Annotated in this window: 27 protein-coding genes; 5 read left to right on the forward strand and 22 right to left on the reverse strand. The window is 70.1% G+C overall.

The window, feature by feature from the left end:
* Positions 1-17: 17 nt before the first annotated feature.
* The 5 genes from AC37TH_RS17275 to AC37TH_RS17295 form a co-directional block, all read right to left on the reverse strand.
* Positions 18-752 carry an SDR family NAD(P)-dependent oxidoreductase gene (locus AC37TH_RS17275; RefSeq protein WP_490765576.1) on the reverse strand — a complete coding sequence of 245 codons (735 nt, stop codon included), beginning with the start codon at positions 750-752 and terminating at the stop codon, positions 18-20.
* Positions 749-1882, reverse strand: coding sequence for a zinc-dependent alcohol dehydrogenase (locus AC37TH_RS17280; protein WP_490765577.1), 1134 nt, complete (start codon positions 1880-1882; stop codon positions 749-751). Before AC37TH_RS17280 ends, AC37TH_RS17275 begins: the two co-directional genes overlap by 4 nt.
* Before the next feature lie 318 nt (positions 1883-2200).
* Positions 2201-3166, reverse strand: coding sequence for an AraC-like ligand-binding domain-containing protein (locus tag AC37TH_RS17285; protein WP_490766082.1), 966 nt, complete (start codon positions 3164-3166; stop codon positions 2201-2203).
* An 81-nt stretch (positions 3167-3247) separates the two neighbouring features.
* A complete protein-coding gene (locus AC37TH_RS17290) occupies positions 3248-3958 on the reverse strand; it encodes an IclR family transcriptional regulator (RefSeq protein WP_490765578.1) in 711 nt (236 codons plus the stop codon).
* Between the two features lie 121 nt (positions 3959-4079).
* Positions 4080-4382 carry a DUF1905 domain-containing protein gene (locus AC37TH_RS17295; protein WP_490765580.1) on the reverse strand — a complete coding sequence of 101 codons (303 nt, stop codon included), beginning with the start codon at positions 4380-4382 and terminating at the stop codon, positions 4080-4082.
* A gap of 196 nt (positions 4383-4578) precedes the next feature.
* Between AC37TH_RS17295 and AC37TH_RS17300 the strand changes: the two genes are divergently transcribed.
* Positions 4579-5214: a hypothetical protein gene (locus tag AC37TH_RS17300; protein ID WP_490765581.1), complete on the forward strand. Its 636-nt coding sequence runs from the start codon at positions 4579-4581 to the stop codon at positions 5212-5214.
* On the opposite strand, the gene AC37TH_RS17305 is transcribed toward AC37TH_RS17300, so the two are convergent.
* Positions 5208-6653: a lipase maturation factor family protein gene (locus AC37TH_RS17305; RefSeq protein ID WP_490765583.1), complete on the reverse strand. Its 1446-nt coding sequence runs from the start codon at positions 6651-6653 to the stop codon at positions 5208-5210. The two genes, AC37TH_RS17300 and AC37TH_RS17305, sit on opposite strands and share 7 nt — an antisense overlap.
* A gap of 72 nt (positions 6654-6725) precedes the next feature.
* Positions 6726-7430 (reverse strand): endonuclease/exonuclease/phosphatase family protein, encoded by a 705-nt coding sequence (locus tag AC37TH_RS17310; protein ID WP_490765585.1) that lies wholly within the window; start codon positions 7428-7430, stop codon positions 6726-6728.
* 117 nt (positions 7431-7547) lie between these two features.
* Here AC37TH_RS17310 and ligD point away from each other — a divergent pair, with 117 nt between their 5' ends.
* A complete protein-coding gene (ligD, locus tag AC37TH_RS17315) occupies positions 7548-8567 on the forward strand; it encodes a non-homologous end-joining DNA ligase (RefSeq protein ID WP_490765586.1) in 1020 nt (339 codons plus the stop codon).
* A 36-nt stretch (positions 8568-8603) separates the two neighbouring features.
* Here the strand turns inward: ligD and AC37TH_RS17320 are convergent, their stop codons facing one another.
* Entirely contained in the window at positions 8604-9674 is a 1071-nt protein-coding gene (locus AC37TH_RS17320) for an ATP-dependent DNA ligase (protein WP_490765587.1), read from the reverse strand.
* Positions 9675-9811: 137 nt separating this feature from the next.
* Here AC37TH_RS17320 and AC37TH_RS17325 point away from each other — a divergent pair, with 137 nt between their 5' ends.
* Complete coding sequence (locus AC37TH_RS17325; protein WP_490765588.1) at positions 9812-10258, forward strand: SIP domain-containing protein; 447 nt, start codon at positions 9812-9814, stop codon at positions 10256-10258.
* A gap of 18 nt (positions 10259-10276) precedes the next feature.
* Here the strand turns inward: AC37TH_RS17325 and AC37TH_RS17330 are convergent, their stop codons facing one another.
* The 7 genes from AC37TH_RS17330 to AC37TH_RS17360 are packed head-to-tail and all read right to left on the reverse strand — an operon-like array spanning position 10277 to position 17634.
* Entirely contained in the window at positions 10277-11161 is an 885-nt protein-coding gene (locus AC37TH_RS17330) for an SDR family NAD(P)-dependent oxidoreductase (RefSeq protein ID WP_490765590.1), read from the reverse strand.
* A complete protein-coding gene (locus AC37TH_RS17335) occupies positions 11158-11523 on the reverse strand; it encodes a Fe-S oxidoreductase (protein WP_490765591.1) in 366 nt (121 codons plus the stop codon). Before AC37TH_RS17335 ends, AC37TH_RS17330 begins: the two co-directional genes overlap by 4 nt.
* 3 nt (positions 11524-11526) lie before the next feature.
* Complete coding sequence (locus tag AC37TH_RS17340; RefSeq protein ID WP_490765592.1) at positions 11527-12975, reverse strand: dihydrolipoyl dehydrogenase family protein; 1449 nt, start codon at positions 12973-12975, stop codon at positions 11527-11529.
* Positions 12976-13028: 53 nt separating this feature from the next.
* A complete protein-coding gene (locus AC37TH_RS17345) occupies positions 13029-13814 on the reverse strand; it encodes a crotonase/enoyl-CoA hydratase family protein (RefSeq protein ID WP_490765593.1) in 786 nt (261 codons plus the stop codon).
* Between the two features lie 22 nt (positions 13815-13836).
* Positions 13837-14766 (reverse strand): arginase family protein, encoded by a 930-nt coding sequence (locus tag AC37TH_RS17350; RefSeq protein ID WP_490765595.1) that lies wholly within the window; start codon positions 14764-14766, stop codon positions 13837-13839.
* A 28-nt stretch (positions 14767-14794) separates the two neighbouring features.
* Positions 14795-15571, reverse strand: a complete 777-nt coding sequence (locus tag AC37TH_RS17355; RefSeq protein WP_490765596.1) for a PspA/IM30 family protein — start codon at positions 15569-15571, stop codon at positions 14795-14797.
* A gap of 38 nt (positions 15572-15609) precedes the next feature.
* Positions 15610-17634 carry a TPM domain-containing protein gene (locus AC37TH_RS17360; protein ID WP_490765597.1) on the reverse strand — a complete coding sequence of 675 codons (2025 nt, stop codon included), beginning with the start codon at positions 17632-17634 and terminating at the stop codon, positions 15610-15612.
* Positions 17635-17803: 169 nt separating this feature from the next.
* Between AC37TH_RS17360 and AC37TH_RS17365 the strand changes: the two genes are divergently transcribed.
* Positions 17804-18550, forward strand: coding sequence for a gamma-glutamyl-gamma-aminobutyrate hydrolase family protein (locus tag AC37TH_RS17365; protein WP_490765599.1), 747 nt, complete (start codon positions 17804-17806; stop codon positions 18548-18550).
* A gap of 9 nt (positions 18551-18559) precedes the next feature.
* Here the strand turns inward: AC37TH_RS17365 and AC37TH_RS17370 are convergent, their stop codons facing one another.
* The 7 genes from AC37TH_RS17370 to AC37TH_RS17400 form a co-directional block, all read right to left on the reverse strand.
* Positions 18560-19231 carry a protein-L-isoaspartate(D-aspartate) O-methyltransferase gene (locus tag AC37TH_RS17370; RefSeq protein ID WP_490765601.1) on the reverse strand — a complete coding sequence of 224 codons (672 nt, stop codon included), beginning with the start codon at positions 19229-19231 and terminating at the stop codon, positions 18560-18562.
* A 181-nt stretch (positions 19232-19412) separates the two neighbouring features.
* Positions 19413-20420: an N-acetylglucosamine kinase gene (locus AC37TH_RS17375; protein ID WP_490765602.1), complete on the reverse strand. Its 1008-nt coding sequence runs from the start codon at positions 20418-20420 to the stop codon at positions 19413-19415.
* Entirely contained in the window at positions 20408-21679 is a 1272-nt protein-coding gene (locus AC37TH_RS17380) for a 6-phospho-beta-glucosidase (RefSeq protein WP_490765603.1), read from the reverse strand. The genes AC37TH_RS17375 and AC37TH_RS17380 overlap by 13 nt, the downstream gene beginning before the upstream one ends.
* 2 nt (positions 21680-21681) lie before the next feature.
* On the reverse strand, positions 21682-22584 hold the full coding sequence (locus AC37TH_RS17385) for a carbohydrate ABC transporter permease (RefSeq protein ID WP_490765604.1): 903 nt from the start codon (positions 22582-22584) through the stop codon (positions 21682-21684).
* A complete protein-coding gene (locus tag AC37TH_RS17390; protein ID WP_490765605.1) occupies positions 22581-23558 on the reverse strand; it encodes a carbohydrate ABC transporter permease in 978 nt (325 codons plus the stop codon). Before AC37TH_RS17390 ends, AC37TH_RS17385 begins: the two co-directional genes overlap by 4 nt.
* Before the next feature lie 2 nt (positions 23559-23560).
* Complete coding sequence (locus tag AC37TH_RS17395) at positions 23561-24898, reverse strand: ABC transporter substrate-binding protein (protein ID WP_490765606.1); 1338 nt, start codon at positions 24896-24898, stop codon at positions 23561-23563.
* A 122-nt stretch (positions 24899-25020) separates the two neighbouring features.
* Positions 25021-26202: an ROK family transcriptional regulator gene (locus AC37TH_RS17400; protein WP_490765607.1), complete on the reverse strand. Its 1182-nt coding sequence runs from the start codon at positions 26200-26202 to the stop codon at positions 25021-25023.
* A 137-nt stretch (positions 26203-26339) separates the two neighbouring features.
* On the opposite strand from AC37TH_RS17400, the gene AC37TH_RS17405 reads away from it, so the two are divergent.
* Entirely contained in the window at positions 26340-26729 is a 390-nt protein-coding gene (locus AC37TH_RS17405) for a RidA family protein (protein ID WP_490765608.1), read from the forward strand.
* Positions 26730-26731 lie beyond the last annotated feature (2 nt).

Below are 26731 nucleotides of genomic sequence, written 5' to 3' on the forward strand. Positions count from 1 at the left end.
GATCGTGGGTGGGCGTCTCAGCGCAGGGAGTATCCGCCGTCGATGAGCAGGTCGGTGCCGAAGCAGTAGCCCGCGTCGTCGGAGAGCAGGTAGAGGGTTCCTGCGGCGATCTCGTCGATCGTCGCGAAGCGTCCTGGAACCGTGTTCGGCAGCCACTGCGCGTGAAGCGCGCTGTCGCCGTCGAGGAACGGCGTGGACACGTAGCCGGGGGAGACGGTGTTGACCCGCACGCCGCGCGATCCCCACTCCACCGCCAGCGAGCGCACCATCGCCGTCACGCCCGCCTTCGCCGTGTTGTAGTGCACGGTGCGCTGCGGCACGTTGACGACCCGGTTGCCCGACATGGAGGCGACGGCCACCATGCTCCCTCGTCCGGCGCGCAGCATGGCGGGCGCGAACGCCTGCAGTGTCAGGAACACCCCGCGCAGGTTCACGGCGAGCACGGTGTCGAACTCCGCGATCGGCAGCTCCTCCGCTGCGGTGTCCGACCCGCGGATGCCCGCGTTCGCCACGACGTGGTCGATGCGTCCTCCGGTGAGCGACAGCAGGTCGGCGGCCGCCTGGGCGACCCTGTCGGCGTCGGACACGTCGCACTGGATGTGCTCGCCGATCCCTCCGCTCTCCAGGTCGAGCCCGAAGACGGTGGCGCCTTCCGCAGCCAGCGTGGATGCGATGCCCTGGCCGATCCCGCTGGTGGTCCCGGTCACGGCCACCACGCGCCCGGCGAACCGCTCGGGTGCCACGCCGCTCATCGGGCCGTCACCCCGACGCTCGGGTCGATCACGGCCTTCAGCACGCCGCCGTCGCGCTTCTCGATCACGTCGTACGCGGCGCGCACCTCGTCCAGTCCGAACCGGTGCGTGACCAGTGACATGTAGTCGAAGTCGCCGCGTTCGAGCATCCGGATCGCGGGTTCGAACCCTCCGGCCGACAGGAACGACGGCAGCAGGTCGATCTCCCTGGTGAGCAGGTCCTCGTCGGCGAGGAAGGTGACAGGGGCCGCCGCTCCGCACGCTCCGGCCAGGACCACCCGGCCGCCCCGGCGGACCAGCCGCACCGCCTGCTGCTGCGCAGCTGTCGCGCCCGCGATCTCGATCACCACGTCGGCCAGCCGTCCGTCGAGCTCCGCGCGCACGGCGGCCACGGCGTCGGTCTCCCGCGAATTCACGACGGCGTCGGCGCCGAACCGCGTGGCGAGGTCCAGTCGGCTCGCACGGGTGCCGACCACGATCACGCGGCCCGCTCCCGCCGCCCGCGCGGCGGCCGCAGCGAGGATGCCGACGGGGCCCGGCCCGATCACCACCACGCTCTCGCCGGGCGAGACGCGTCCGCGTGCGATGGCCCGGTTGGCGACGGCGAGCGGTTCGACCAGCACGGCGCTCTCCCAGGGCAGCGCATCCGGCAGCCGGTGCACCACGGCCTCGCGTGGCACGTACAGGTGCTCCGCGTATCCGCCCCAGAGACCGGGAGCGACCGTGCGCGGGATGTTCACCCCGAGCTGGCGGCCGTGCGGGAGCCCGGAGGCCGGATCGTCGGCTTCGCACAGGTTGTAGCGGCCTTCGCGGCAGCGGGCGCAGACCTGGCAGGGCAGCAGCATCTCGACAGCGATGCGGTCCCCGACTGTCAGCCCGCGCGTGGCCGCCGCCGCCTCGCCGATGGCGGCGACCTCTCCGACGAACTCGTGGCCGGGCACGAGCGGGAACGGGTCGCCGATGTGCCCGGCGAGCAGGTGCAGGTCCGTCGCGCACACCCCGACGAGCGCGACACGCAGGATCAGCGCATCCGGTGCGGGGTCAGGCAACGCCTGCTCGGCGGTCTCGATGACGTCTGCTGCGGGGAAGACGACCTGACGACTGGTCGCTGGGAGGGCGGTGCCTGGCATACGGTGTCCGTTTCCGCCCGCGCTGCGTCGCGCGGGTCGCACCCATCCTCCGCAGCCGCCACCACCCCGGACAACGCCTGCCGCGCAATCATGCCCCGACCGTCAAGCCCCGTTCCCTCCCCGACAAAAGCGCGCCCCGCGCGCGCCCCGCGCGCGCCCCGCGCGCGCTCCCGTGCGCCGCCCGGCAAACGAGTGGTCCCGAATTGCCGCAAGCACACGTGTGCGCACGGCAATTCGGGACCACTCGATGGAGGCAGGCGCGACGCGCGGGCAGGTGGGGCGCGCCAGACACGCGGGCGCGAGGCGGGCGGGAGTGGGTCAGGCGGCGCGGCCGGAGGCGCGCAGTTCGCTCGGCGACTCCGCGTACGTCGCCTTGAAGACCCGCGAGAAGTGCGCCGCGTCAACGAACCCCCAGCGGGCGGCGATCGCCGCCACGGGACGGTCGCCGTAGAGCGGGTTGAGCAGGTCGCGCCGGCAGCGTTCGAGCCGCCGGGTGCGGATCCACGACGACACTGTCGTCCCCTGCTCACGGAACAGTCCGTGCAGGTGCCTGGTCGAGATGAAGTGCGCCGCCGCGATCTGGGTCGGGCCGAGGTCGGTCGAGGCGAGGTTCGCATCGATGTAGCCCCGGATGCGCTGCATCAGCGCCTGATGCGTGTTGCCTTGCCCGCTGGCCACGTCGAGTTCGCTGGAGAACATCGTGGTCACCAGGTCGAGTGCGCTGTGCGCCAGGCGCGCGCCGGTCGCGCCGTTCAGCTGCTCCAGGTTGCCGACCAGCTGCGCGAGGAACGGCACGATGATGCTGCCGACACCGCTCTTGCCGCTCATCTTCACTGCGGTCAGCTGGGCGACGACGTCCGGCGGCAGGTCGATGAGGTGCTTCGGGAACATGACCACCATCGTCCGGAAGTCGTCGTCGAAGACCAGCGAGTACGGCCGGTGCGTGTCGTAGACGGCCAGGTCGCCCGGCTGGAGCACGGCCTCCCTGTTGTCCTGGATGAGCAGGCCGGTGCCGGAGAGCTGCAGGCTGAGCTTGAAGTAGTGGCGGTCGGAGCGCGCGATGAGCTCCGGCGTGCGCTCGACCACGTGTTCGGCGGCGCTCACCTCCGAGACGTGCACCTCGTCGGCGTCGGCCGACCGGATGCGCCCCCAGAACGGGTCGGGGCGCGAACTGGTCACGTGCAGCGGCACGAACGATTCGGACACCGCCGTGCGGAACTCGCTGAAGTTCCTGGCGATGGATGTGGTCACGCGGTTTGCGCGCGGTTGGCTGACGGCCTGCATAGTCGGGTTGAGCACGGGGTTACCTCACCTGAATCGGGACGACACTGTATACGATCCGTGATACGGATCGTAGCACGCCCGTCAGGACAGGTCGGCGGCGACCGAACGGGCCGCGTCGACCAGGCGCGCGCCGATCGCGGCCTCGTCCCGGCCACCTGCGACGTACACCACCGCGAGCGCGGCGGAGGGCTGCCCAGGCACGGTGAGCGGCACGGCGACGGACGCGAGCCCCGGGATCACCTCGTCGTGGCTGGTGGCGTACCCGCGCTCGCGCGCAGCGGCGGCCTCGGCCCGGGGATGCTCGTCGCCGAGCCCGGCCCATTGGGCGTCGGTCAGCGCCGACTGGATGGCGATCCCCGGTGCACCGGACGCCAGCGGGTGCCTGGTGCCGGGCCGTTGCGCGACGGTCGCATGCGCGTGCGCAGGCTCGACGCTCACCAGCGTCACGACTTCGTGCCGGTCGAGCACCGCGAGGAACGTCGTCATGACGAGCTCGTTGGCGACGGCGGTGAGCGCGGGGAGCGCGGCGGACTGCAGGTCGCGCGACACCGACCTGGCGAGCGTCGCCATCCGCGGGCCGAGCTGCACGGCGCCGCCCGCATCCCGCACCACCAGCCCGTGGTCCTCCAGGGTCCGGAGGATGCGGTACGCGATGGACCGGTGCACCCCGAGTCCGTCTGCGAGCGCCTGGATGCTCAGCGGCCGGTCCGCCTCCGCGAGCATTTCGAGCATCCGGATGCCGCGGGACAGCGTCTGCGAGTGCGGCGCTGGGGTGTCGGATGCTGTCGCCATCCGGCCATTCTCGCGCATCGGGCGGCAACCGTGCGGAGGCGGGCGCGCGCCAGGCGGCCCGGGGCGTCCGCGGCACGGAACGCCCGCGGCACGGAACGCCCGCTGCCTGCGCCGCGGCTGCCTACAGCAGCGTCTCGATCCCGAGCCTGACCACGTCGCCGAGGCCGACGCCCTCCTTCGCCCGCACGGCGCCCTTGATCGCGACGATGTACGACCCGTCCGCCGACTCGGGGAACACCGAGGTGGACCAGCGGGAGCCGCCGAGCGTCACCATCACCTTCACCGATCCGAACCCGGCCGGTGGATGCGGCTGCAACCGGATGTCCTCCGATACCTCGAGCGGAAGCCGCGCGAACACCCACAGGTCGCGCCGGGCCTCCCACCGCCACAGCTCCGCCTCGAACTCGTATCGCACACCAGCCATGTGACTACTCTGCCGCAGAGCGCGGTTCGCCGCGAGATACCAGTAACTGCGCGCCTCCGCGGCGATTCCCGTACAGATACTGGCGTCTCGCCGAAGCGGGGCGCGCATCCTGTGGAGGAGGGTGTGGAACGTTTGACACAATGGGAGGGCAGGGCGGCGTAGCTCACCCGGTTCCGCCTGCGACCAGAGGAGAGGGATGCGCCGCAGAGGGATGCGCTGGCCGAGCTGTCGCCCGCGCACGGTCACGCCGCGCACCCGGCCGTTCGACGAGGCCGCGCTCCGGGAACCGGCTCCGCCGACCCTGGAGCAGTCGGTGGAGGAAGGGATGCTCCTCGCCGACTACGCCACCAGGATGGCGGTGAAGAACCACATCGTCGTCGACACCATCCAGCAGGACAACCCGTTCGATCCGGCCAGGCACACGGCGCAGGCGGCGGAGATGCTGCGCGAGCTCGCCGACGAGCAGGACCAGGCGGCCGCGCGGGCGGAGGAGGCCAGGCTCTCCGTGGCCGGGCTGGGCGGAGACGCGACGCATCCGCACGACTACCGCGACGTCGACAGCGGCAACCTCGCGCTGCGCGAGGCGGCGGGCACGACCCTGGCTGCGGCACTCCGGGCCAGGGCCGACTCCGAGGAGGAGCTGCTCCGCATCGTGGAGCGCGCGCGGCAGGACGCCTGGGACGAGGTCAGCCGCGCCATCCAGGCCGGGCTCGACGCTTTCTCCGGCGTCGAGGCGCTGAAGGCGAACTACGAGAAGGAGCGTCCGGACCGGCTGCGACTGCTGATCTGGCGCGACCTCGCCAAGCTCGAGGAGGAGCGCGGCGGCTACTGACCGCCCCGCAACGAGACGGGCGGAACGAGGTCGGCGACCTCCGCGCGCAGCCACCTGTCACCGGATGCGCGTTTCTCCCGCCTGGTCGTGAACCGGTAGAGGAACATCCTGGCCCGCACCGCCCGCGGCGGGCTCCCGCCGAACGGGTCGGAGCGGAGGAGCCGCAGCGTCGGCCTGTCCGCTTCGAGCAACCGCAGCAGGAACATCTCGAACCATTCGGTGTCGCGGGAGCCGAGCGCGAGGAACCACATCAGCCAGTCCAGCCGCAGGTGGTACGGCGCGAACTGGCGGGGGAGCCGCGTCACGTCCCCCGGCTTCCCCTTGAACGCGTACTCCTGCCAGCGTGCATCCGGATCGTGCGGGTCGTCCGTCGTCCCCTCCACGATCACCTCGTAACGTTCCTGCGTGACCGTGCCGAACGCCCCGTACGCGTTCACCAGGTGCCACCGGTTGAAGCTCGCGTTCATCAGCTGCCGGTGCGCGAACAGGTTGCGAAGCGGCTGCCAGCTCAGCCCGACGATCAGGATGCTCGCCACCAGCACCACGGCCGCGTACCAGCCGGGCACACTGTCCGCTCCGAACGCGCCCACCTGCGCGCCGCCGAAGACCCATGAGAACGCGGCATCGTCGACCGCGGAGAAGGCGAGCACGATCGTGATGACGTTCAGCCAGGCGAAGTTGCCCGTCGCCACCAGCCAGAGCTGCGTGAGGATCACGACGGCCGCCGCGATGCTCGCTACCGGCTGCGGCGCGAACAGCAGCCACGGCACGATCAGCTGGGCGAAGTGGTTCCCGAGCACCTCGAACCGGTGGAACCACTTCGGCAGCAGGTGCGCCGTGCGGCTCAGCGGATTCGGCATCGGCTGCGTCTCGTGGTGGTAATAGAGGGCGGTCAGGTCGCGCCAGGAACGATCGCCGCGCATCTTGATCATCCCGGCGCCGAATTCGAGCCGGAACACCAGCCAGCGCAGCAGGAAGACGATGGTCACCGGGGGAGCGGTGTCGAGCGCGCCGAGCAGGGCCACCGTGAAGCCGGCCTCGCAGAGCAGGCTCTCCCAGCCGAACCCGTAGAACGTCTGGCCGATGTTCACGATCGACAGGTAGAGGAACCAGACCACGAGGAAGACGGGCAGGAACACCCAGGTCGGCGCGAGCTGCACGACGCCGGCGACGATCAGCAGCGAGAGCGCGGCACCCGTCCAGGCGACGGCGAGGAGCATCCGGTCCGAGTACCGCCAGCGGAACAACGTCGGCTGCCGTGAGGCGTACCCGCTCTGCAGGAAGCGCGGGGCCGGGAGCAGCCCGTGCTCACCGAGCAGGGCGGGGAACTGGTTCGCCGCCGACACGAACGCGATCAGGTAGATGGCGGCGACGCCGCGCTCCAGGATCTCCCGCGCGATCGTGTAATCGCCGGCGGCGAGCCACCCGAGAACGTCCATGCGCACCACCTCGCCTGGGGACGCGAATCACGATACGCCGGGGTCTCCCGGCGGTCCAGGCGTGGTGGGACGTCAGGCGGCGAGCTCCGCGTCCAGGCTGATGGCCCGGTGGTCGGAGGCGCCGCGCGGCAGCACATCCACCCGCGCGATCTCGAACCCGGTGGAGGTGACGAAGTCGAAGTATCCGGTGAAGAACTTGTAGCGCAGGTAGGTCGGCTCGCTGCTGCGGCTGAGCGCGTAACCGGCCGTCGTCAGGTGCCGTTCCAGCCCGCGGATGAACCAGGGGTAGTTGAAGTCGCCGACCATCACCGACGGGATGTCCGCCGCCAGCGACCGCATCCCGGCGTGGGCGGCGGCGATCTGCTTGCGCCGCAACGAGTTGGATGCGGTGAGCGGGGCAGCGTGGAACGACCCGACCAGCACGTCCTCGTCGGTCTCCCTGTCGTGCAGGCGCACAGCGAGCAGTCGCTCGTTCGCCGGGGCGAGAACGCGGTCGTGGACCGACTTCTGCACGGCGAACACCTGGCTGTCGAGGATGTCGTAGCGGCTCTCGCGCACGTACACGGCGAGGCCGAGCCGGTTGGTCTTGGTCGTTCCGGCGAGGACCAGGTGGTGCAGGCGCTCCGGCAGCGCCTCGCTGTCGCATTCCTGCAGGCAGAGCGCATCGACGTCGTAGGTGGCCGCGATGTCGGCGAGCTCGTGACCTGCCGCGTGTTTGCGGAGGTTGTAGCTGACGATCTTCAGGGGGACTCCTCGGTTCTGGCACGCCCCCGTCATCGGAGTCGTGTGAAGACATTCTCACCCACATCGGAGCCTGGACGAGCAGCGACGCCGCATCGCACACGGAATTCACACGACTGTCATCAACACGGCGCGGACCGGTACGGTGTGAGCATGGCAGGCGACGCAGTTGTCATCACGGTCCCGGGTCCGCAGGGCGACCGGGAGGTGAGGATCTCCAGTCCAGGCCGGGTTCTGTGGCCGGAACTCGGCATCACCAAGCTCGATCTCGCGAACTACTTCGTGGCGGTCGGCGACGCGTTCGTGCGCGCGAACGGCGACAGGCCGGTCTCGTTGCAGCGCTTCCCGGAGGGGATCGACGGCGAGCAGTTCTTCTCGAAGAACCCGCCGAGAGGCGCCCCGGATTTCGTGCGGTCGGTGATGGTCGTCTATCCGAGCGCCCGGTCGCATCCACAGTTCGTGATCGACGAACCGGCGGCGGCAGTGTGGGCAGTTCAGATGAACACGGTGGTGTTCCACCCGTGGCCGTCGCGCGCAGAGAACTCGGACAATCCGGACCAGCTGCGCATCGACCTCGACCCGCAGCCGGGCACCGACTTCCGGGATGCGATCCCCGCTGCCGTCGAACTGCGCGCCGTGCTCAGCGAGGCCGGTCTGGATGCGTTCATCAAGACCTCGGGCAACCGCGGCCTGCACGTGTTCGCGCCGATCGAGCCGACCCACGAGTTCCTGGATGTGCGGCACGCGGTGATCGCGGCAGCCCGCGAACTCGAACGGCGAATGCCGGAGAAGGTCACGACGGCGTGGTGGAAGGAGGAGCGCGGCGAGCGGATCTTCGTCGACTTCAACCAGGCCAACAGGGACAGGACGATGGCGGGCGCATACAGCCCGCGCGCTCTCGCGCACGCCCCGGTGGCGACGCCGATCACCTGGGACGAGCTGGACTCGACCGACCCGCGCACGCACACCGTTCTGACCATTCCGGAGCGGCTGGCGACCGTCGGCGACCCGTGGGAGACGTTCGGCGACAAGCCGGGGACGATCGACGTGCTCCTCGACTGGTGGCAGCGCGACCTGGGCAACGGCCTCGGCGAGCTGCCGTTCCCTCCCGACTACCCGAAGATGCCGGGGGAGCCGCCGCGCGTGCAGCCGAGCCGCGCGAAGAAGGCGTGACAGGCGGGACAGGCGGGACAGTGCTGCGGGTCGCGGCTAGCTGAGGACGTCGCCCAGATCGTAGGCGATCGGCCGGTCGAGCTGGTCGTATGTGCAGGAGCGCGCATCCCTGTCCGGGCGCCAGCGCTCGAACTGGGCGGTGTGGCGGAACCGCATCCCCTCCATCTGGTCGTAGCGGACTTCGAGCACGCGCTCCGGCCGCAGGCGCACGAACGACACGTCTTTGCCGGACGAGAACCTGCTGCGCTCCGTCTCGCCCGTCACGGTCTGCCCGTCTTCGTCGCGGAGCACGAGCGGGTCGAGTTCGTCCACCAGTTCGAGGCGGCGCTTGTCGGTGAAGGCCGAGACGCCGCCGATGTTGCGCAGTTCGCCGTCCGCGCCGTAGAGGCCGACCAGCAGCGATCCGACGCCGCGACCGCTGGTGTGGATGCGGTAGCCGAGGGCGACGACGTCGGCCGTGCGGTGGTGCTTGATCTTCAGCATCGTTCGCTTGTTCTGCGCGTACGGCGCCGCGAGCGGTTTCGCGACCACGCCGTCGAGGCCTGCGCCCTCGAACTCGACCAGCCATTTCCGTGCCAGCTCGACGTCCGTGGTGGTCCTGGTGAGCTCGATCGGGGCTGGCAGCCCGCCCGCGAAGTCTTCCAGGGCGGCGCGTCGCTCGGAGAACGGCTTGTCGAGGTAGGACTCGCCGCCGAGGGAGAGCAGGTCGAACGCCACGAACGTGGCCGGCGTCTCCGCGGCCAGCAGTTTCACGCGGCTCGCCGCTGGGTGGATGCGCTGGGATAGCGCCTCCCAGTCGAGCCTCTGCCGCCCCGGTTCCCCGGTCGGCACGACGATCTCGCCGTCGAGCACGCACGGTCCAGGCAGGATGCGGGTGAACGCCTCGACCAGTTCGGGGAAGTAGCGGGTGAGCATCTTCGACCCTCTGCTGCCGATCTCGACGCTGTCGACCACGCCGGGCTCCGAGCCGGTGGCGTAGACGATGGCGCGGAACCCGTCCCATTTGGGTTCGTAGCTCAGGCCGCCCTCGACTTTGTCCGGGTCGGGGACGGCGGGGACCGCCTTCGCCAGCATCGGTGCGATCGGGTTCGTGGCCGTTGGCTCCATGAGTCGATCATGCCGTGTCGGGCCGGACGGCGGAACCCTTGCCGTCCCGGAACAGGATGGTGGTCTGCTGTCGGCTCGCTGGGCGTCCGCTCGGAGCGCTTCTCGGTTAGGTAAGGCTCGCCTATACTGGGGGCACAATGTACCGTCCCGATCACGCGAACCACACCGCGACCACCGCCCATCACGACGACCGTGTGCAGTTCCTGGTCGTCGGCGATGAGTCGTCGCTGACGGAGCTGGAAGCCGAGCTGGCGTTGCTGCCGCTGTGCGCCCGCGGCCGCGTCTTCGTCGAGGTGGAGGACGCAGCCGACGTCGTCGAGCTGGCGACCCCGATGCGCATGACGGTCACCTGGCTCACCCGCAGCGACCGCAGTGGACGCCCGGGCACCGGCGAGCGTTGCGCTAGGGGGGAGGCGGCCACTCGCGCCGTCCGCGCTTGGACGGCGGAGATGCTCTGCGACGGACCGGGCGAGACCCGCGTCATCCTCACCGGCGGCTACGCCGTCGTCTCCGAGGTGCGCGATCACTTGCAGTCGGTCGTCGGCATGTCCGCCGACGCAATCGTGGCGCCCGCCTACCACTAGCGCCGCGCGCGGCCGCCATCACACCGTGGTGGCCACTCCCACCAGCTGCTCCGTGATCGTCCAGAGGTCGCGGCCGAGCTGGGCGTCTTTCGCTTGCGCCGTCGTCGCCCCGTTCGCCTTGAGCCTGTCGAAGTATGTGCCGCTCGGGGCGCCGACCGGCGGTTCGGCGGCGAGGCGGATCAGGGGAGCCGCCCCTTCTTCCACGGGGATGCCGTAGCCGCCACGCGTGACGAAGGCGCCGAACCGGATGAGCGGCGACGTCCTCCCGAAGTTGGTCGCGATCGTGCCGGGATGGAAGGAGAAGGCGTCGACGCCGGTTCCGGTGAGGCGTTCCGCCAGCTCGCTGATGAACAGGATCGTCGCCAGCTTGGCCGTGCCGTACGCGCGCCAGCCGCCCATCCACGGGCGCTTCTCGAAGTCGAGGTCGTCGAGCCGGAGGTGGCCGAAGCGGTTGGCGAGACTGGCCGTGGACACCACCCGGACGTCCCGGCCTGCGGCGGCCGTCTGTTCGAGCCGCGGCCGCAGCAGGTGGGTGAGGAGGAACGGGGACAGGTGGTTGGCCTGAATGGTGCGCTCGTGCCCGTCCACGGTGAGCTCGCGCTTGGCGTTGAGCCCTCCGGCGTTGTTGGCGAGCACGTCGATGGTGTCGTAGCGGTCGAGCAGTGCTGCGGCGAGCGCGCGCACGTCGTCGAGCCTCTCGAAGTCGGCGAGGAACGGGGTCGCCCCGATCTTCTCGGCGACGGCACGGGTGCGCTCCGGGTTGCGGCCGACCACGGCCACTTCATTGCCCTGCTCGGCGAGCCGCTGAGCGGCGACCACCCCGATGCCGGAACTCGCCCCGGTCAGGACGATCGTGCGCCGATAGCCCTCGTCTCGCCCGGCTCCGTCGTCTTCCGCCGTCATCGGTAGCCACCCTTCTCGAGGCCGGCCTCGATCTCGTATCGGTTCTTCAGCGGATCGCGTCCGGCGAAGAGGTAGAGCAGCGGGAACGCCATGCCGTAGCGCTGCCATTGCCGTTTGTGCACGGACTCGTGTTCGAGGACGTCGTCCGATACATTCTGCGCCGTGAGGTAGCAGCCGCCCACGCACGAACCGCCGCGGCCGAAGGTGCGCTGCGGCATTCCGCGGAACACGAACAGCCCCGCGCGACGCTCGACGCGTCCTGTGCTCCAGATGAACCCCCAGACGAGTCCGACCGTGGTCGCGTAGAGATAGCCGAGCCAGCTGATCGGGGAGTCGAACAGCAGGCGGGTGACGATGCGCATCCGTTACTCCGTCGGCCGGCCGTAGGTCTCGAGCAGTCGCAGCCAGACCTCGCTGAGCGTCGGGTATGACGGAACGGCGTGCCACAGCCGGGAGAGCGGCACTTCGCCGACGACCGCGATGGTCGCGGAGTGCAGCAGCTCGCCCACGTCCTGCCCGACGAACGTCACGCCGAGGATGACCTGACGATCTTCGTCGACGACCATCCTGGCCTTCCCGACGTAGTTGTCGGCGACGATGCTCGCCCCAGCCACGCCGCTGATCTCGTAGTCGACCACCCTGGTGCGGTAGCCGGCCTTCTCGGCGGCGGCAGCGGTGAGCCCGACGGACGCGACCTCCGGATCGGTGAACGTGACCTGCGGTACCGACTGGTGGTCGGCCGTGGCGACATATGTTCCCCACGGCTCCATCGGCACCGTCGCGCCTTTCGCCCTCGCGGCGATCGCGTCGCCCGCCGCACGCGCTTGATATTTGCCCTGGTGAGTGAGCAGGGCGCGGTGGTTCACGTCGCCGACCCCGTAGAGCCAGCCGCCGTCGACCGGCTCTCCGCTGCTGTCGACGACCCGCATCGTGTCGTCGACCGTCAGCCAGGCGCCGCCTTCGAGCCCGAACGCTTCCAGGCCGAGCCCCGCCGTGTGCGGGATGCGCCCCGTCGCCACGAGCAGTTCGTCGGCCTCGATGGTGCTGCCGTCGTCGAGGGTGACCAGGAAGCCGTCGTCGTCCGTGCGCTCGACCAGCGTCGGCGAGACATCCAGGTGCAGTTTCGCGCCGAGCTCGCGGAGGGAGTCGGCGACGAGCTCGCCGGCGAACGGCTCGTTGCCGCCGAGCAGTCCGCTGCGCGAGATGAGGTGCACCTCTGTTCCGAATCCGGCGTAGGCCGTCGCCATCTCGACGCCGACGACGCCTCCGCCGAGGATCGCCAGTGACACGGGGACGCGCTGGACACTCGTGGCGTCCCTGCTCGTCCACGGCTCGCTCGCGCGGAGCCCTGGAACGTCGGGCAGGAGCGCTGCCGATCCCGTACAGACGGCGACAGCGTGGCGGGCGGTGAGCACCGTCACCGTGCCGTCGTCGGCCGTCACGGTGACCTCGCGGGCGGCGGTGATGACGGCGTGCCCTCTGACCAGGTCGATGCCGGCCCCGTCGAGCCATTTCACCTGCCCGTCGTCCTTCCAATCGCTCGTCATCACGTCGCGGCGTCGGAGCACGGCCTCGACGTCGAGCGGCCCGGTGACGGCTTCGCGCGCACCGCCGACCTTCTGCGCCGCCCGCAGCAGAGCGCCGCTGCGCAGCAGCGCCTTCGACGGCATGCACGCCCAGTATGAGCACTCGCCTCCAACGAGCTCCGCCTCGACGATGACGGTGCGCATCCCGCCCTGCACCGCCCGGTCAGCGACGTTCTCTCCCACCGCTCCCGCGCCGATCACGATGACGTCGTACTCCGTGCCGCTCATGCTCTCTCCTGTCGATTCATCCGTGCTGGTGCCGGTGATGCTGGGTCGTGGGCTCAGCGCCCGACGAACTCCGCCTCTGTCCTGGTGAGGAACGCCTGCATGCCGATGCGGGCGTCCTCGCTCGTCGCCAGGCGGACGAGTGCCGGCTGCAGCTCGGCCTCCGCGGCGGCGTCTCCGTCGCGCACCGCGCGCTTGGCGTTGGCGAGCGCCGCCTGCACGGCCAGCGGCGCCTGCGCAGCGATCCGCTCCGCGATGGCGAGCGCCCGCTCGAACTGCTCTCCGTCGTCGACGAGCTCCTGCACCAGTCCGATGCGGTGGGCCTCCTCGGCGTCGAAAGCGTCTCCGGTGAGGATGTACCGCATCGCGTTGCCCCAGCCGACGGCCCGCGGGAACCGGATCGTGGCGCCCCCGAACGGCAGGATGCCGCGCGAGACCTCGATCTGGCCGAACGTGGTGGACCGGGCGGCCACGGCGATGTCGCTCGCCAGGATCAGCTCGATGCCGAGCGTGAGGCAGGTGCCGTGCACCGCGATGACGACCGGCTTGGTGAGCTGCTGGCCGGACACCTGCCACGGGTTGATGCCGTCCGGTCCCTCGATGACGAGGCCGTCGGCTCCGATGCGCGGACCGACGTCTGCGAGATCGAGCCCCGCGGTGAAATGATCGCCGACCGCGTAGACGAGGCCGACGCGCAACTCCGGGTCGCGCTCCAGCACGCCGTAGGCGTCGGCGAGCAGGCTGAGCAACTCGAAGTCGGCGGCGTTGCGCTTCTCCGGACGGTTGAATCCGATGAGCAGGATGTGGCCCCGCCGCTCGGTGATGATCTTGGGTTCGGTCATGTCTCCCAAGCTACCTCCGCGGTCAGGACCCGTCATCCGCCTGTCGCTGATCTGTGGAGAGATGGCGGGCGGCGCCGGTTGTGGAGGAACCGCCTCCCGTCGCCGCATCCAGTCGCCCGGTGAGCGCCCCGAGGATGCGCAGGATCACCGCCATGTCGTGCCCGGCCGCGTCCGGGGACTCCGGGGCGAACTCGGTGATCGCCGCCCCGGCGAGCGCGAACCGGACGCGCAGCGCGCGCACCGCGTCGCACAGCACCTCCGGCTGCACACCGAACGGCTCCGGATACCCGACGCCGCTGATGGTCGCCGGATCGAGCACGTCGAGGTCGATGTGCAGGTAGACCGAGGTCGCCCCCGTCGCCTCGACGGCGGCGACGATCACCGATGGGTCTTCGAGTTCGGCCGGTCCGAGCATCCGGATGCCCGCCTCGTCGATGTACGCGGACTCCCCGTCGTCGATCGCACGCGTTCCGGCGAGGAGGACGTTCCCGGGGGAGAGCAGCGACGCTCCGGAGGACGCGAGTCCGTCCGGGGCGTCGCCGAGGAGCGCGCGCACGACCATCCCGTGGAACGCACTCGACGGCGACGACGCGACATCGTTGATGTCCGCGTGCGCGTCGAACCAGACGAGCGCGACCGATCCGGGGTCTGCGCCCGCCACCGCGTGCTGAACGCTCGCGAGGTCGGCCGCGCAGTCGCCGCCGATCGTGACCACCGGAGCTTCGAGCAGCATGAGCTCCGCCGCGGCGGCGTCGCGCACCGTCGCGATGGCGGAGAACCGGTGGACGCCCGTCCCGAGCGACTCGCCGGCGGCAGCAGGCACCTGCACCACCGTCGTCGCTGCGGCGGGCAGGTCGCCCCTGATCGCCTCGGCGCCGTCGATCAGCCGCATGGCCCGCGACGAGCCTGAACCCTGCCACTGCGGCACGACCAGGAAGGATGCTCCGCTCATCCGAGCCACTCAGCCCGTTCGCTGTCCGTCACTGGCCCGGAGTGTACGGTGCGGACGACGCAGGGTCGGCGGTCACAGCGGCCGGAGCCGGTGCCCCGCCGGTCTTGAGGGCGGCGAGGCGCGCCTCGACCTCCGTCATCTCGCCGAGGTCGTCGAGCTGGTTGAACTGCGCGTCCAGGCTCGACGCCGCGAGCTCGGACGCTCCACGGACGCGCGCCTCCTCGCGGCGGATCTTGTCCTCGAACCGTCCGACCTCGCTGGTGGGGTCGAGGATGTCGACGCTCTTGACCGCATCCATCACCTGCGACTGCGCCTGCGCGCTCTTGGCCCTGGCGATCAGCTCGGAGCGCTTGCTCTTGAGCTGCTCCAGCTTGGTCTTCATGCCGTTGAGCCCGGACTTGAGCTTGTCGACGACCTCGGTCTGCGAGGCGATCTGCGGCTCGGCGGCCTTGGCCTCGTTCTCGGACGAGATCTGCCGCTGCAGCGCGACCTTCGCGAGATTGTCGAACTTGTCGGCGTTCGCGGCGTCACCTCCCGAGCGGTAGGTGTCCGCCTGCTTGCTCGCCGCGAGAGCCTTCTGCCCCCACGTCGCTGCGGCCTCGACGTCTTCGGCGTGGTCGTCTTCGAGCAGCCGGAGGTTGCCGATCGTCTCTGCGATGGCGCTCTCGGCGTCGGCGATGCTGTTCGTGAAGTCGCGGACCATCTGATCCAGCATCTTCTCCGGGTCTTCCGCCTGGTCGATGAGCGCGTTCACGTTCGCCTTCAGCAACTGTGAGATCCGGCCGAAAATGGACTGTTTTGCCATCGTTTCTTCCTTTCGCTTGAGGCCCCCGGTCAGGCGCCCTAGAACCTTCCACCCCCTCGGCGCGAGCGTGTGCCGCCCCCGCCGAAACTTCCGGAGCTGAACCCGCCGCCGCCTCCGCCGCGGCTACCGCCTCCGCCGCCGCCGAACGGGCCCCCGCCGCCCCCGCCGCCACCGAGGACGGAGTTGATCAGGATGCCGCCGAGGATCGCGCCCATCGCGCCGTTGCCGCCGCTGCTCCCGCCGCCGAAGCCGCCGGAGCCGCCGAACATCCCGCCGAGCCCTCCGGAGTCCGGCTGGAACCCGCCGACGTCGCTCTGAGCGAGCTGCGTCGCCTCTTCGGCGAGTTGAGCTGCGCGCTGGGCCTGCGCGAGAGCGGTGACAGGGTCGGTGACCGCCGTGGACTCCGCCTGCACGACCAGCCGTCCGGCTTCGGCGAGCCTGGTGCGAGCCTCCGGGCCGACGGCCCCGCGGCGCGCTGTGATGAAGTCTTCGCAGGCTGACACCCGCGATTTCGCGGCGAGGAGCGTCTGCTGCAGGGACGTCTGCGCGCGCTGGGCCTGCTGGCGTGCATCCCGGACGCTCTGCAGCACGCCGTCGATGCCCTGGTTGGCGGCGGCGAGGCGCTGCGCGATCTCCAGCGGGTTGATCTTCCCCGCCGCGATCTTGGCCTTGACGTCGGTGAGCGTCTGCTCGGTGGCGGCGACCGAACCGGCGACGGAGCCGGAGGCGTCGCCCGCCGCCGCGATCGTGCGCGCCTCGGCGAGGTCGCTCTCCAGCTCGGCGATGGTGGCGTCGATCGTCTGCTGCGCCGTGCCGAGGTCGGCGCCGACCTTGTCGACCGCGTCGAGGAGCAGCTTGGCCTGATCGACCGACTCCTCCGCGGCGCGGACGCCGATGGCGGCCGCGCTGGTGTCGCCGGCGTCGCTCTTCTGCTTCGCCGCGGCGAGCGCCGTGCCGACGAAGGTGAGCCGTTCCGTGGCCTGGGCGATGTTGTCGTGCACCGTCGCGAGCGACGCGTCCGTGTACTTCGCCGACAGCTCCGAGAACGTCGACGCCGACTGGTCCACCCTGGCGCGCACGGCCTCGGCCGCCGCCTGCACGTCCGCGGTCGCCTGCGGGATGCGCTTCTCCAGCGCCCGCAGTTCGTCGAACGCGTCCGCCTGCTTGTCGAGCGCGTCGTTCGCCGCCTGGCAGAGCTGCACGATCTGCGCGTTCCAGTCGCGCGTCTGCTGTTCCGTGTCCGGTTCGGCGTCGTCGAGCTTCTGTTTGAGGAGGAAGGCGTCCCTCAGCTGCGCTTTCGCCGCATCCAGTGCCGCCTGGAACGGCACGACCGACTCCGCGCCGTACTGCGCCGTCGCGAAACCGAGCTCCTCCTCGCTGGTGCGGATGGCGTCGTCGGTCTGCACGAGGGCGGATCCCGCGCGGCGTTGGAGGTCGACGAGCGGGATGGTCTGCAGTTCGGTCTGCTGCGTGTGCGGCGCACCGGCTGCGACCTTCTTGCGCGTCCGCGACCGCACGACGAAGAAGATGACGACGCCGATCACGATGACGGCGATGATGAAGATCCAGAAGAACGCGGCCCCGCCGCCGCCGCCGACCGCGTCGCCGAGGCCCGTTGCGGCGGCGATGGCCGCGCCGGAGTAGTCGCCCGTGCGGAGCTTCGGCTCGATGTCGTTGGTCTCGATCTGCGTCAGCTGGTCGGTCGAGACCGGCCCTGCGTCGTCTCCGGAGAGGTAGTACGCCCGCCCGTCCGTCGCGACCGCGAGCAGGTAGTCGGACGGCCCGAGGTTGTTGCGCGCGGCCGTCTCGTTGGCCCAGTCCGCCGCATCCGTCGGGTTGGTGAACCGGTCGACGTAGACCACGTAGAGGTCGATCTTATGGTCCTTGTACAGCGTGTCGGTGGCCGCCTCGATGGCAGACACCTGCGAGGTGACCACCCCGGCCTGATCGACGACGTGACCGTTGCCCAGATCCACCGGATCTTCGGCGCTCGCCATCGACGCCGTCCCGAAGACCAGTCCGATCGTCAGCAGGAACGCGCCAAGCGTGCGTCGTCGGTGCATCTACTCACTCTCTCGAGTCGGTGGTACCAGCCGAGTCTATTGGGGGGTCTCGGGGCCGCGCCAGGGCCGCGCATCCGGTGACTGTTTCACCCTGTTACGCACGGGATGCGGACGGGAGCGCGTCCCGAACAGAATGGTCGAGGCAGTCACCGACGGGAGAGGAGCGGACATGGGCATTCAGGGTCGCTCGCTCGCGGTCGTCGAGGCCACCCGTTTCCGCGGCCACGACCCCGCGTACCACGCCTATGTTCAGCTACTCGTCGGGGCCGTCATCACCGAGGCCGAGACGCAGGGCTGGACCGTCACGAGGCTCGCAGCCGACGACGGAGTGGATGCGCTGCTCGCCCGGACAGACACCGCCGACGCCATCGTGGTGATGGGCGGAGAGGACATCGCCCCGGCCTTCTACGGCGGACGCTCCGGATACCCGGGGGAGAGCCGCCACCTGGAGACGGCGGACGCCGCGCAGCTCGCGCTCGTGCGTCGCGCCGTCGAGCGCGAGACGCCGCTCCTCGGCATCTGCCGCGGCCTGCAGATCCTGAACGTCGCCTTCGGCGGCACCATCCTGCAGCACCTCGGCGACGACGGCGTGCACAGGAACCACGGCGTGCCCGTCCACGAGATCATGGCAACGCATCCGGTGCTCGTCGACGAGGACAGCCGCACGGGCGACCTGCTCGGCGCGACCACCGTCGACGTGCAGAGCGCCCACCACCAGGCAGTGGATGCGGTGGGCTCCGGCCTCCGCGTCACCGCGCGCGCCGCCGACGGTCACGTCGAGGCGCTCGAGCACGAGACGGCGCCCGCGATCGCCGTGCAGTGGCACCCGGAAGACCCCGGAGCCCCTGCCGGTCAGCTCGCCGCGCTCCTCGGCGCGTTGCGCCCAGCGCGCGCCGCCGTCACGCTCGCCGCCTGACCCGCCGCGTCAGCTCGCGCCGGGGACCGGCCAGCCGGCCTCGCCGACGAGGGGGACGAACGCCACGGCTCCGAGGTTCGTCTCGACCAGCGCGCCGTCGTCGCCGCGGGTGAACGCGGCGAGGTGCTGTGCGCCGCCCGGATGCCCGATCGGCATGACGATGCGGCCGCCCGGCGCGAGCTGGTCGAGCCAGCTCCGCGGGACGGACGGCCCCGTCGCGGCGGCGACGATCACGTCGTACGGTGCGCCGGCCGCCCAGCCGAGCGTGCCGTCCCCGGTGACCACCGTGACGCGGTAGCCGAGCGCCTCCAGGGTCGCCGCGGCCGTGATCGCGAGGTCGGCGTGCCGTTCGACGCTGACGACGCGGTGCCCGAGCTCCGCGGCGACGGCGGCCGCGTATCCGGAGCCCGTCCCGATGTCGAGCACGGCGTCCTCCGGTCCGATCCGCGCCGCCGCGAGCATCAGCGCGACGATGTACGGCTGCGAGATCGTCTGCCCGTCGCCGATCGGCAGCGGGTGGTCGTCGTACGCGTACCTGGCCTGCTCGTCGGGCACGAACAGGTGGCGGGGCACGCGTCGCATCGCGTCGACGACCCTCTGGTCCTCGATCCCGCGGGGGACGAGCTGCCGCTCGACCATCCGCCTGCGTTCGTCGGCGAATTCGCTGTTCGTAGTGCCCATTGAACCACCGGCCGTCGCCCTGCGCACTCCGCCTCGACCGAGTGGTCCCGAATTGCCGTGTGGCCACGTGCGCGCACGGCAATTCGGGACCACTCGATGGATGCGCGGGGCGGCATCGCGAGACGCGCGCGACAGGCGCGACGCGCGCGACCGGCGCGACGCGCGCGACCGGCGCGACACGTCAGCCCGCGACGGGGAGCGCGGCCTGCCGCGACGCGAGCTGCTCGCGCGCGACCGTGAGCGCTGCGGCGTCCGCCCCCGCCGCCTCGAGCGCGAGCAGCCCCGCCCCGAGGATCGGGGCGGCCGTCACCAGTTCGATGTGCGCCAGCGGCGCCCGCTCGGCCAGCCCGGCCGACACCGCCGCCAGCAGCCGCTCGTCCCGCGAGCCGATCACGCCGCCGCCGAGCACCACCGGCACCGGGCGGTCCAGCAGGTCGAGCCGCCGCAGCGTCGTCGCCGCGAACACGACGATCTCCTCCGCCTGCCGGTCGACGAGCGACCCGGCGACCGCGTCCCCGGCCTTCGCCGCGTCGAACACCGACGGCGCGATGCGCGACAGGTCGCTGTTCGGGATGCGCCCGAAGTGCAGCGCCTCGATGACGTCCGTGACGCCCTCCAGACCGTACACAGCCGGGATGTCCGACGTCAGTCTGGTCGCGGGCCCGCGCCCGTCGACCGCGCGCGCAGCGTGCCACAAAGCCTGCTCCCCGAGGTGCCATCCTCCGCCCCAGTCGCCGGACATCATCCCGAGCGACGGGTAGCGCACCACCCGCCCGTCCGCCCGCACCCCCACGCAGTTGATCCCGGTGCCGCAGACCACGGCCACCGCATCCTGGTCGTTGGTGCCCGCGCGGAGCAGCGCGAACAGGTCGTTGTCGACCACAGCGTCCGCCCAGGCGAACCCGGCGATCCCCTCCCGGAACTCTGCCACCTCCGCCGGCAGGTCGAGCCCGGACAGGTAGATGTTCGCCGCGGCGATCGGCCGGTCGCCGGTCTGGGCGAGCAGCTCCTCGATCAGCCCGTCGACCAGGGCGGCCGCCTCGCTCATCCCGATGATGTGCGGACTCGATGTGGTGCCCCGCGCGCTCGCGATCACAGTCCCGTCGAGTTCGATGGCGACGGCGTCGGTCTTCGACCCTCCACCGTCCACCGCGATGACGAGCGGGCGCCTGTCGCTCACTTCGCCCACGAGAGGTGATCCTTGTTGCCCGCGATGAGCAGGTCGGTGAGCTTCTCCGCCCTGTCGTACTGCCCGACCAGTGGATGCGCGAGCATCGCCCGCACCACCCGCTCGCGTCCGCCGTGCACGGCCGCGTCCAGCGCCAGCCGCTCGTAGCCTGCGACGTGCGAGACGAGCCCGCGGATGTCGTCCGGCAGCGGGTCGATCGGCAGCGCGGTGACGCCGTTCGCGCCGACGGTCGCCGGGACCTCGATCACGTGGTCGTCCGGCAGGAACGGCAGCGAGCCGTTGTTGCGGAGGTTGACCACCTGGGTGTCTCCGCGGTCGCTGGTGAGCGACGCGATGAGGTCGACGGCGGCCTCCGAGTAGAAGGCGCCTCCCCGCTTGGCGAGCGCGTCCGGCTTGGTGTCGACGGCCGGGTCCGCGTACAGCTCCAATAGTGCGCGCTCGACCTCCTGCACGGCCTGCGCGCGTGTGGGGGAGCCGAGCTGTTCGCGCAACACCTCGTCGTGCGCGTAGTAGTAGCGCAGGTAGTAGCTGGGCACGTTGCCGAGCATGCTGATGAGGGATGCGGGGAGCTCGATCTCCGAGGCCAGTTCGGCCAGGTGCGTCGAGAGGAGGGCGGGGAGCGCATCCCTGGTGCCGGCTTCGTCCGTCACGTATGCCGCGCGCTCCCAGGTGAGGTGGTTGAGCCCCACGTGTCCGAGCGTGACCTGCGTGTGGTCGACGCCGAGCAGGCTCGCGAAGCGGCGCTGGAAGCCGATGGCCACGTTGCAGAGGCCGACCGCGCGGTGGCCGTTCTGGAGCAGCGCGCGGGTGACGATGCCGACCGGGTTGGTGAAGTCGACGATCCAGGCGTCCGGCTTGGCGTGCTCGCGCACCACGTCGGCGACGCTCAGCACCACGGGCACGGTGCGGAGCGCCTTGGCGAACCCGCCGGGGCCTGTCGTCTCCTGACCGATGCAGCCGCACTCGTGCGGGAACGTCTCGTCGCCGTGCCGGGCGTTCTGGCCGCCGACGCGCAGCTGGATGAGCACGGCGTCGGCGTCGGAGACGCCAGCGACCAGGTCGTTCGTCGGGACGATGCGGCCGGTGTGACCGGCGGCGCGGAACATCCGCTCGCTCATCCCGCCGACGAGCCGCAGCCTGTCCGGGTCGGTGTCGACGAGCCACAGCTCCTCGATGGGGAGGACGTCGCGCATCCTGGCGAACCCGTCGATGAGTTCGGGAGTGTAGGTGGATCCTCCACCGACGACTGCGAGTTTCACTGCTATCCCTTCACGCCTGTGAGTGTGATGCCCTCGACGAATACGCGTTGGGCGAAGAAGAAGATGAGGACGACGGGGATGGTGACGAGCATCGTCATCGCCATCGTGAGTCCCCAGTCGGTGCCGTGCACACCGCGGAACGACGCGAGGCCGTAGGCGACCGGCCAGGATGCCGGGTTCTCCGACGTGTAGAGCAGGGGACCGTAGTAGTCGTTCCACGAGTTGAAGAACATGAAGATGGCCGTCGCTGCGATGCCCGGCTTCGCCATCGGCAGCACGACCCGCCAGAGCACGCCGAACTCGCCGTTGCCGTCGATCCGTGCCGCGTCCGCGTACTCGCTCGGGATGGTGAGGAAGAACTGGCGGAGCAGGAAGATCGAGAACGCGTCGCCCAGCAGGTTCGGCAGGATCAGCGGCCAGAGCGTCCCCGTCAGGTTCAGCTGCGACCACATCACGTAGATCGGGATGGCTGTGACCTGCGGAGGCAGCAGCATCGCGATAATGATCACCGTGAACAGCGCACCGGAGCCGCGGAACTTGATCTTGGCCAGGGCGTAGGCCGCCGGAACGCTCGACACGAGCATGAAGACGGTGGCGAGGATCGCATACAGTGCCGAGTTGCCGAACCACTGCAGCAGTGGAACGGTCGTGAACACCTTGATGTAGTTGTCCCACTGGAACGGCTGCGGCCAGATCGAGGCGGTCAGCGTCTGCTCGCTCGACATCAGCGAGGTCAGGAACACGAACACGATCGGCGCGGCGAACAGGATGCCGAGCGCGACGAGCACGATGTGCTCGGCGATCCAGGCGAAGACGCGGCGACTGCGCAGCGAGCGCGGGGTCGGGATGCGTCCCTGCCGCTTGGCCGGGGCGGCCGGCGGCTTGGTCAGGGTTGCGGAGGTCATTGTGCGCCTTCCGGGGTGAACGCCTTGAAGCGGCGCAGCAGGAGGATGAGGATGACGGCGGCGACGACGAACAGCAGCACCGCGAGGGCGGAGGCGTAGCCGAGCTGATACGTGCCGAAGCCGCGGACGTAGAGCCACTGCGTGTATGTCAGCAGGGAGCCGTCCGGGTAGCCGAGGTTGTTGCTGATGCCCTCGCCGATCACGGCCTTGCCGGAGGCGACCCCGGAGGCGACGGCCGCCTCGGTGAAGTACTGGATGGCCGCGATCACCCCGGTGACCACCGAGAACAGCAGCACGGGCGCGATGCTCGGCATCGTCACGTAGCGCACCTTCTGCAGGCCGTTCGCGCCGTCGAGGGACGCAGCTTCGTATTGCTCCTTCGACACGTCGAGCAGGGCGGCGAGGAAGATGATCATGATGTCGCCCATCACCCACACTCCAAGGAGCACGAGCGACGGCTTCGACCAGGCAGGGTCGTTGAACCAGAGCGGTCCCTGGATGCCGAAGAACTTCAGTATCTGGTTCACCGGGCCGGTGCCCGGGTTGAACAGGAACACGAACGCCACGACGCTCGCCACCGGCGGCACGAGGGCCGGCAGGTAGAACAGCGTCCGCCAGAACCCGGATGCGCGTTTCGCCCTGGCGAGGAGCCCGGCGATCAGCAGTGCGAACGCCACCTTCACCGGCACCCAGATCACCACGAACCACAGCGTGTTGAGGGTGGCCTGCCAGACGTTCGGGTCCTGCGTGAACAGGTACTGGTAGTTGCGCAGGCCGATCCACTGCGGAGACGACACGAGGTCGAACCGGGTGAACGAGTAGTACACGGACGCGATCAGCGGGTACACGAAGAAGATCACGAGGCCGAGGAGGGCCGGCGCCAGCAGCGCCAGCGTGACGAGCTTGCGCTTGGTGCGGGCCCGCGAGGGGCGGACGCGTGCCGCCCGCCCCTCCCGGATTGCCGTTGACGTCATGACTACGGACCAGTGGTGAGCGCGAGCGCGTCGTTGATCTGCTTGTCGACGTTCTTGAGGCCTGCCTGCAGGTCGCCGCCCTGGCTCTGGTACTTGTTCCAGAAGTCCTGGAACGACTGCTGGTATCCGGCGCCCAGCGGGCTGGCCGGGGTGGTGGCGACGTTCTTGTTCGAGGCGACGTCGAGGAAGGTCTTGTACTGCTCGGAGACTTCGAGCTTCGGAGAGTTGAGCGCGTCCTTGGTCGTCGGCACGTTCTTGAGGCCGTTGGCGAGCTTGACGACCGCATCCGTGTCTGTCGTCAGGTACTTCAGCAGCGCCCAGGCGAGCTCCGGGTTCTTGGAGCCCTTCGAGATGCCGATGATGTTGCCCGTCATGTATCCGCCGCCGTACAGCTCGGTGTGGTCGTCGGAGGTCGGGAACGGCGCGGTGCCGTAGTTCAGCTTCTTGGCCTGGTCGGAGATGAACGCCGTGCGGTACTCGCCGTCCATGTTCATGGCGACCTGGCCGGTCTGGAACGCGTTGTCGGCGGAGAACTCCTGGCCGAGACCGGAGGTGAACGTGTTCAGCTTGTCCCAGCCGATCTTGTCCACGAAGGCCTTCTGCCACTCCATCAGCTCTGTCCAGCCGGGGCTGGAGCTGATCGCGCTCGTGCCGTCGGCCTTGAGCCAGTCGGCGCCGGCCGCCGGGCCGTAGTGCGCTGCGGCGTTCTCGTACCAGCCCATGGTCGGGTTGAAGCCGAGGGTCTTGATCGAGCCGTCCGGGTTGAACGTCGTCAGCTTGGTGGCCATCGTCTCCAGCTCGGACAGCGTCTTCGGCGGGGCGGTGAAGCCGGCGGCGGAGAGCAGGTCCTTGTTGTAGTAGAGGCCGTAGACGTCGGCGAGCATGGGCATCGCGCAGCGCGTCCCCTTGAACTCGGTGTACGACTTCACGGTGTCGGAGAACTGGCTCATGTCGACGCCGTCGCGCTCGATCACCTTGTTGAGGCTGCGGAAGGCGCCGTTGGAGCAGAAGTTGCCGACGATGTCGGTCGAGTACGAGAGGCCGACGTCGACCTTGCTGCCGGTGGCGATGGCCTTCTGCAGCTTCTCGTCGTCCTGGCCGGCGTGCACCTCGACCTTGACCTTCGGGTTCTTCTTCTCGAAGTCGTCGACCACGGACTGGATGACCTTCGCCTCCCTGTCGGAGAAGAAGTGCCAGAACGAGACGGTGCCGGAGAGCTCTTTCGGCGTGCTGCTGTCGAAGGTGGTGCTGCTGCCGCCGCCGGAGCAGCCGGCGAGGGTCAGCGCGGCCGCCGCGGCGACCGCGACGGTGGCGATGATGTGACGTTGACGGTGTTTCACGGGTGGTTTCCTCACTGATTCCGGTTCGTGATGCGTTCGTTGGACAGATGGTGCGACGGGTTGGATTGCGGGTTGGGCGGTGCTGTTCGGTTGTTCCGGTGGAGCATTGCCAGGTCTCCGCGCTAGGCGGAGATCCTCGACACTTCGGCGAAGAGCGCGTTGCGCACCTCCGCGAGCAGGTGTTCCCGCGCGCCGCGGAGCACGGGATGCGCAGGCACCCCTGTCGCGACGACGGTCGACGACCCCCAGGATGCGCGGAGCTCGGCGCTGACGAGCTCCGCGAGCTTGTCGCCGCCCGCGAGCCCGGTCGGGCCGCCGAGCACGACCAGTTCAGGGTCGAGGAGGGCGAGCACGGGGACGACCCCGACAGCGATGCGCGGTGCCAGTTCGGCGAGCAGAGCATCCCGGATGGGGGAGGTGGGGATGGCCTCGACGGTCGCGGTGTATTCGGCCTGCGGCATCCCGAGCGCTGCGGCGAGACGCGCGACGGTGGGTCCACCGATCAGGTCCTGCAGGTCGTGGGCGTCGTGATCGAGTTCGGCGGCGGCACGGGGGATGGGCAGGTAGCCGATCTCACCGGCGCCTCCGGAGGCTCCGCGGTGGACGGAGCCGCCCTGGTCGACGGAGAGGCCGAGGCCGTCTCCCATCCAGAGCAGCGCGAAGCCGCCGGTGTCGCGGCCGACGCCGTCTGTGCGCTCGGCGATGGCGGCGAGGTTCACGTCGTTGTCGATGTGCACGGCGATGCCGAGCGCGTCTTCGAGGTGCGAGGTGATGCCCTGCTTGGGCCAGCCGGGCAGCGTCTCGATGAAGGTCAGCTCGTCGGTGCGAGGGTCGACCGCGCCCTGCACGCCGATGCAGACGGCGCTGACGGTGTCGCCGGCGACGCCAGCGGCTTCGCAGGCGGCGTCGATCGCGCCGCGCACGTCGGACTCCGGCGTGCGGTCCGCGTCCGTCACCCGCAGCGGGGTGGCGGCGATGGGATGCTCGGTCCCGCTGGCATCGACGACGGTCGACCGGATGGTCGTCGCGTCGATGTCGATGGCGACGCCCAGAACGCGGTCGGTGCGCACGGCGTAGCTGGCCGCGTTCGGGCCGCGTCCACCTGACACCTCGCCGACCGCATGGATGAGACCGGCGGTCTCCAGCCGGGACACCATCTGGGCGGCGGTCGGCTTGGAGAGGCCGGAGAGCTCGCCGATCCTGTTGCGGGTCAGGACGCCGTGCTCGAGCAGCAGGGACAGGGCGGTGCGGTCGTTGGTCTCGCGGAGCCAGGAGGGGGTTCCCGGCACTGGTCGTGTGGCCATTCGCGCACATCCCTTCGTTGGAACAATCGTGCGGGTTGAATGTATCAGTAAAGTTTCTTAATAGTAAAGAGCATGTTTCGATGTCGGACGCGGTCGGCATACTTTGTGGAACCGGTGACCGACGGAGAAGGAGCATCATGACCGAACGACCGACGCCCATCGACCCACCCCAGCTGTTTGCGAGCCCCGCGTTCGCGCAGGGGATGCTCGCCCCGGCGGGGCGGACCCTCTACGTCGGAGGGCAGAACGGCACGGACGCGGAGGGGACGCTCCTCGACGGATTGAAGGCGCAGACGGAACAGGCGCTCCGCAACCTCCTGGCGGTGCTCGCCGAAGCCGGAACCGGCCCGGACTACGTCGTGAAGCTCACGATCTACCTCGCGGTCGGCATCGACGCGGGGGAGGCGTACGCCGCGACGGGCGCGGTCTGGGGTGCGCACCGGACGGCCGTCACGGTGCTGTCTGTCACGCCGGCGCGGCCGGGTGCACTCGTCGAGATCGACGCAGTGGCGGTGCTACCGGACTGAGC

It is taken from the genome of Leifsonia sp. McL0627 (assembly GCF_058244615.1).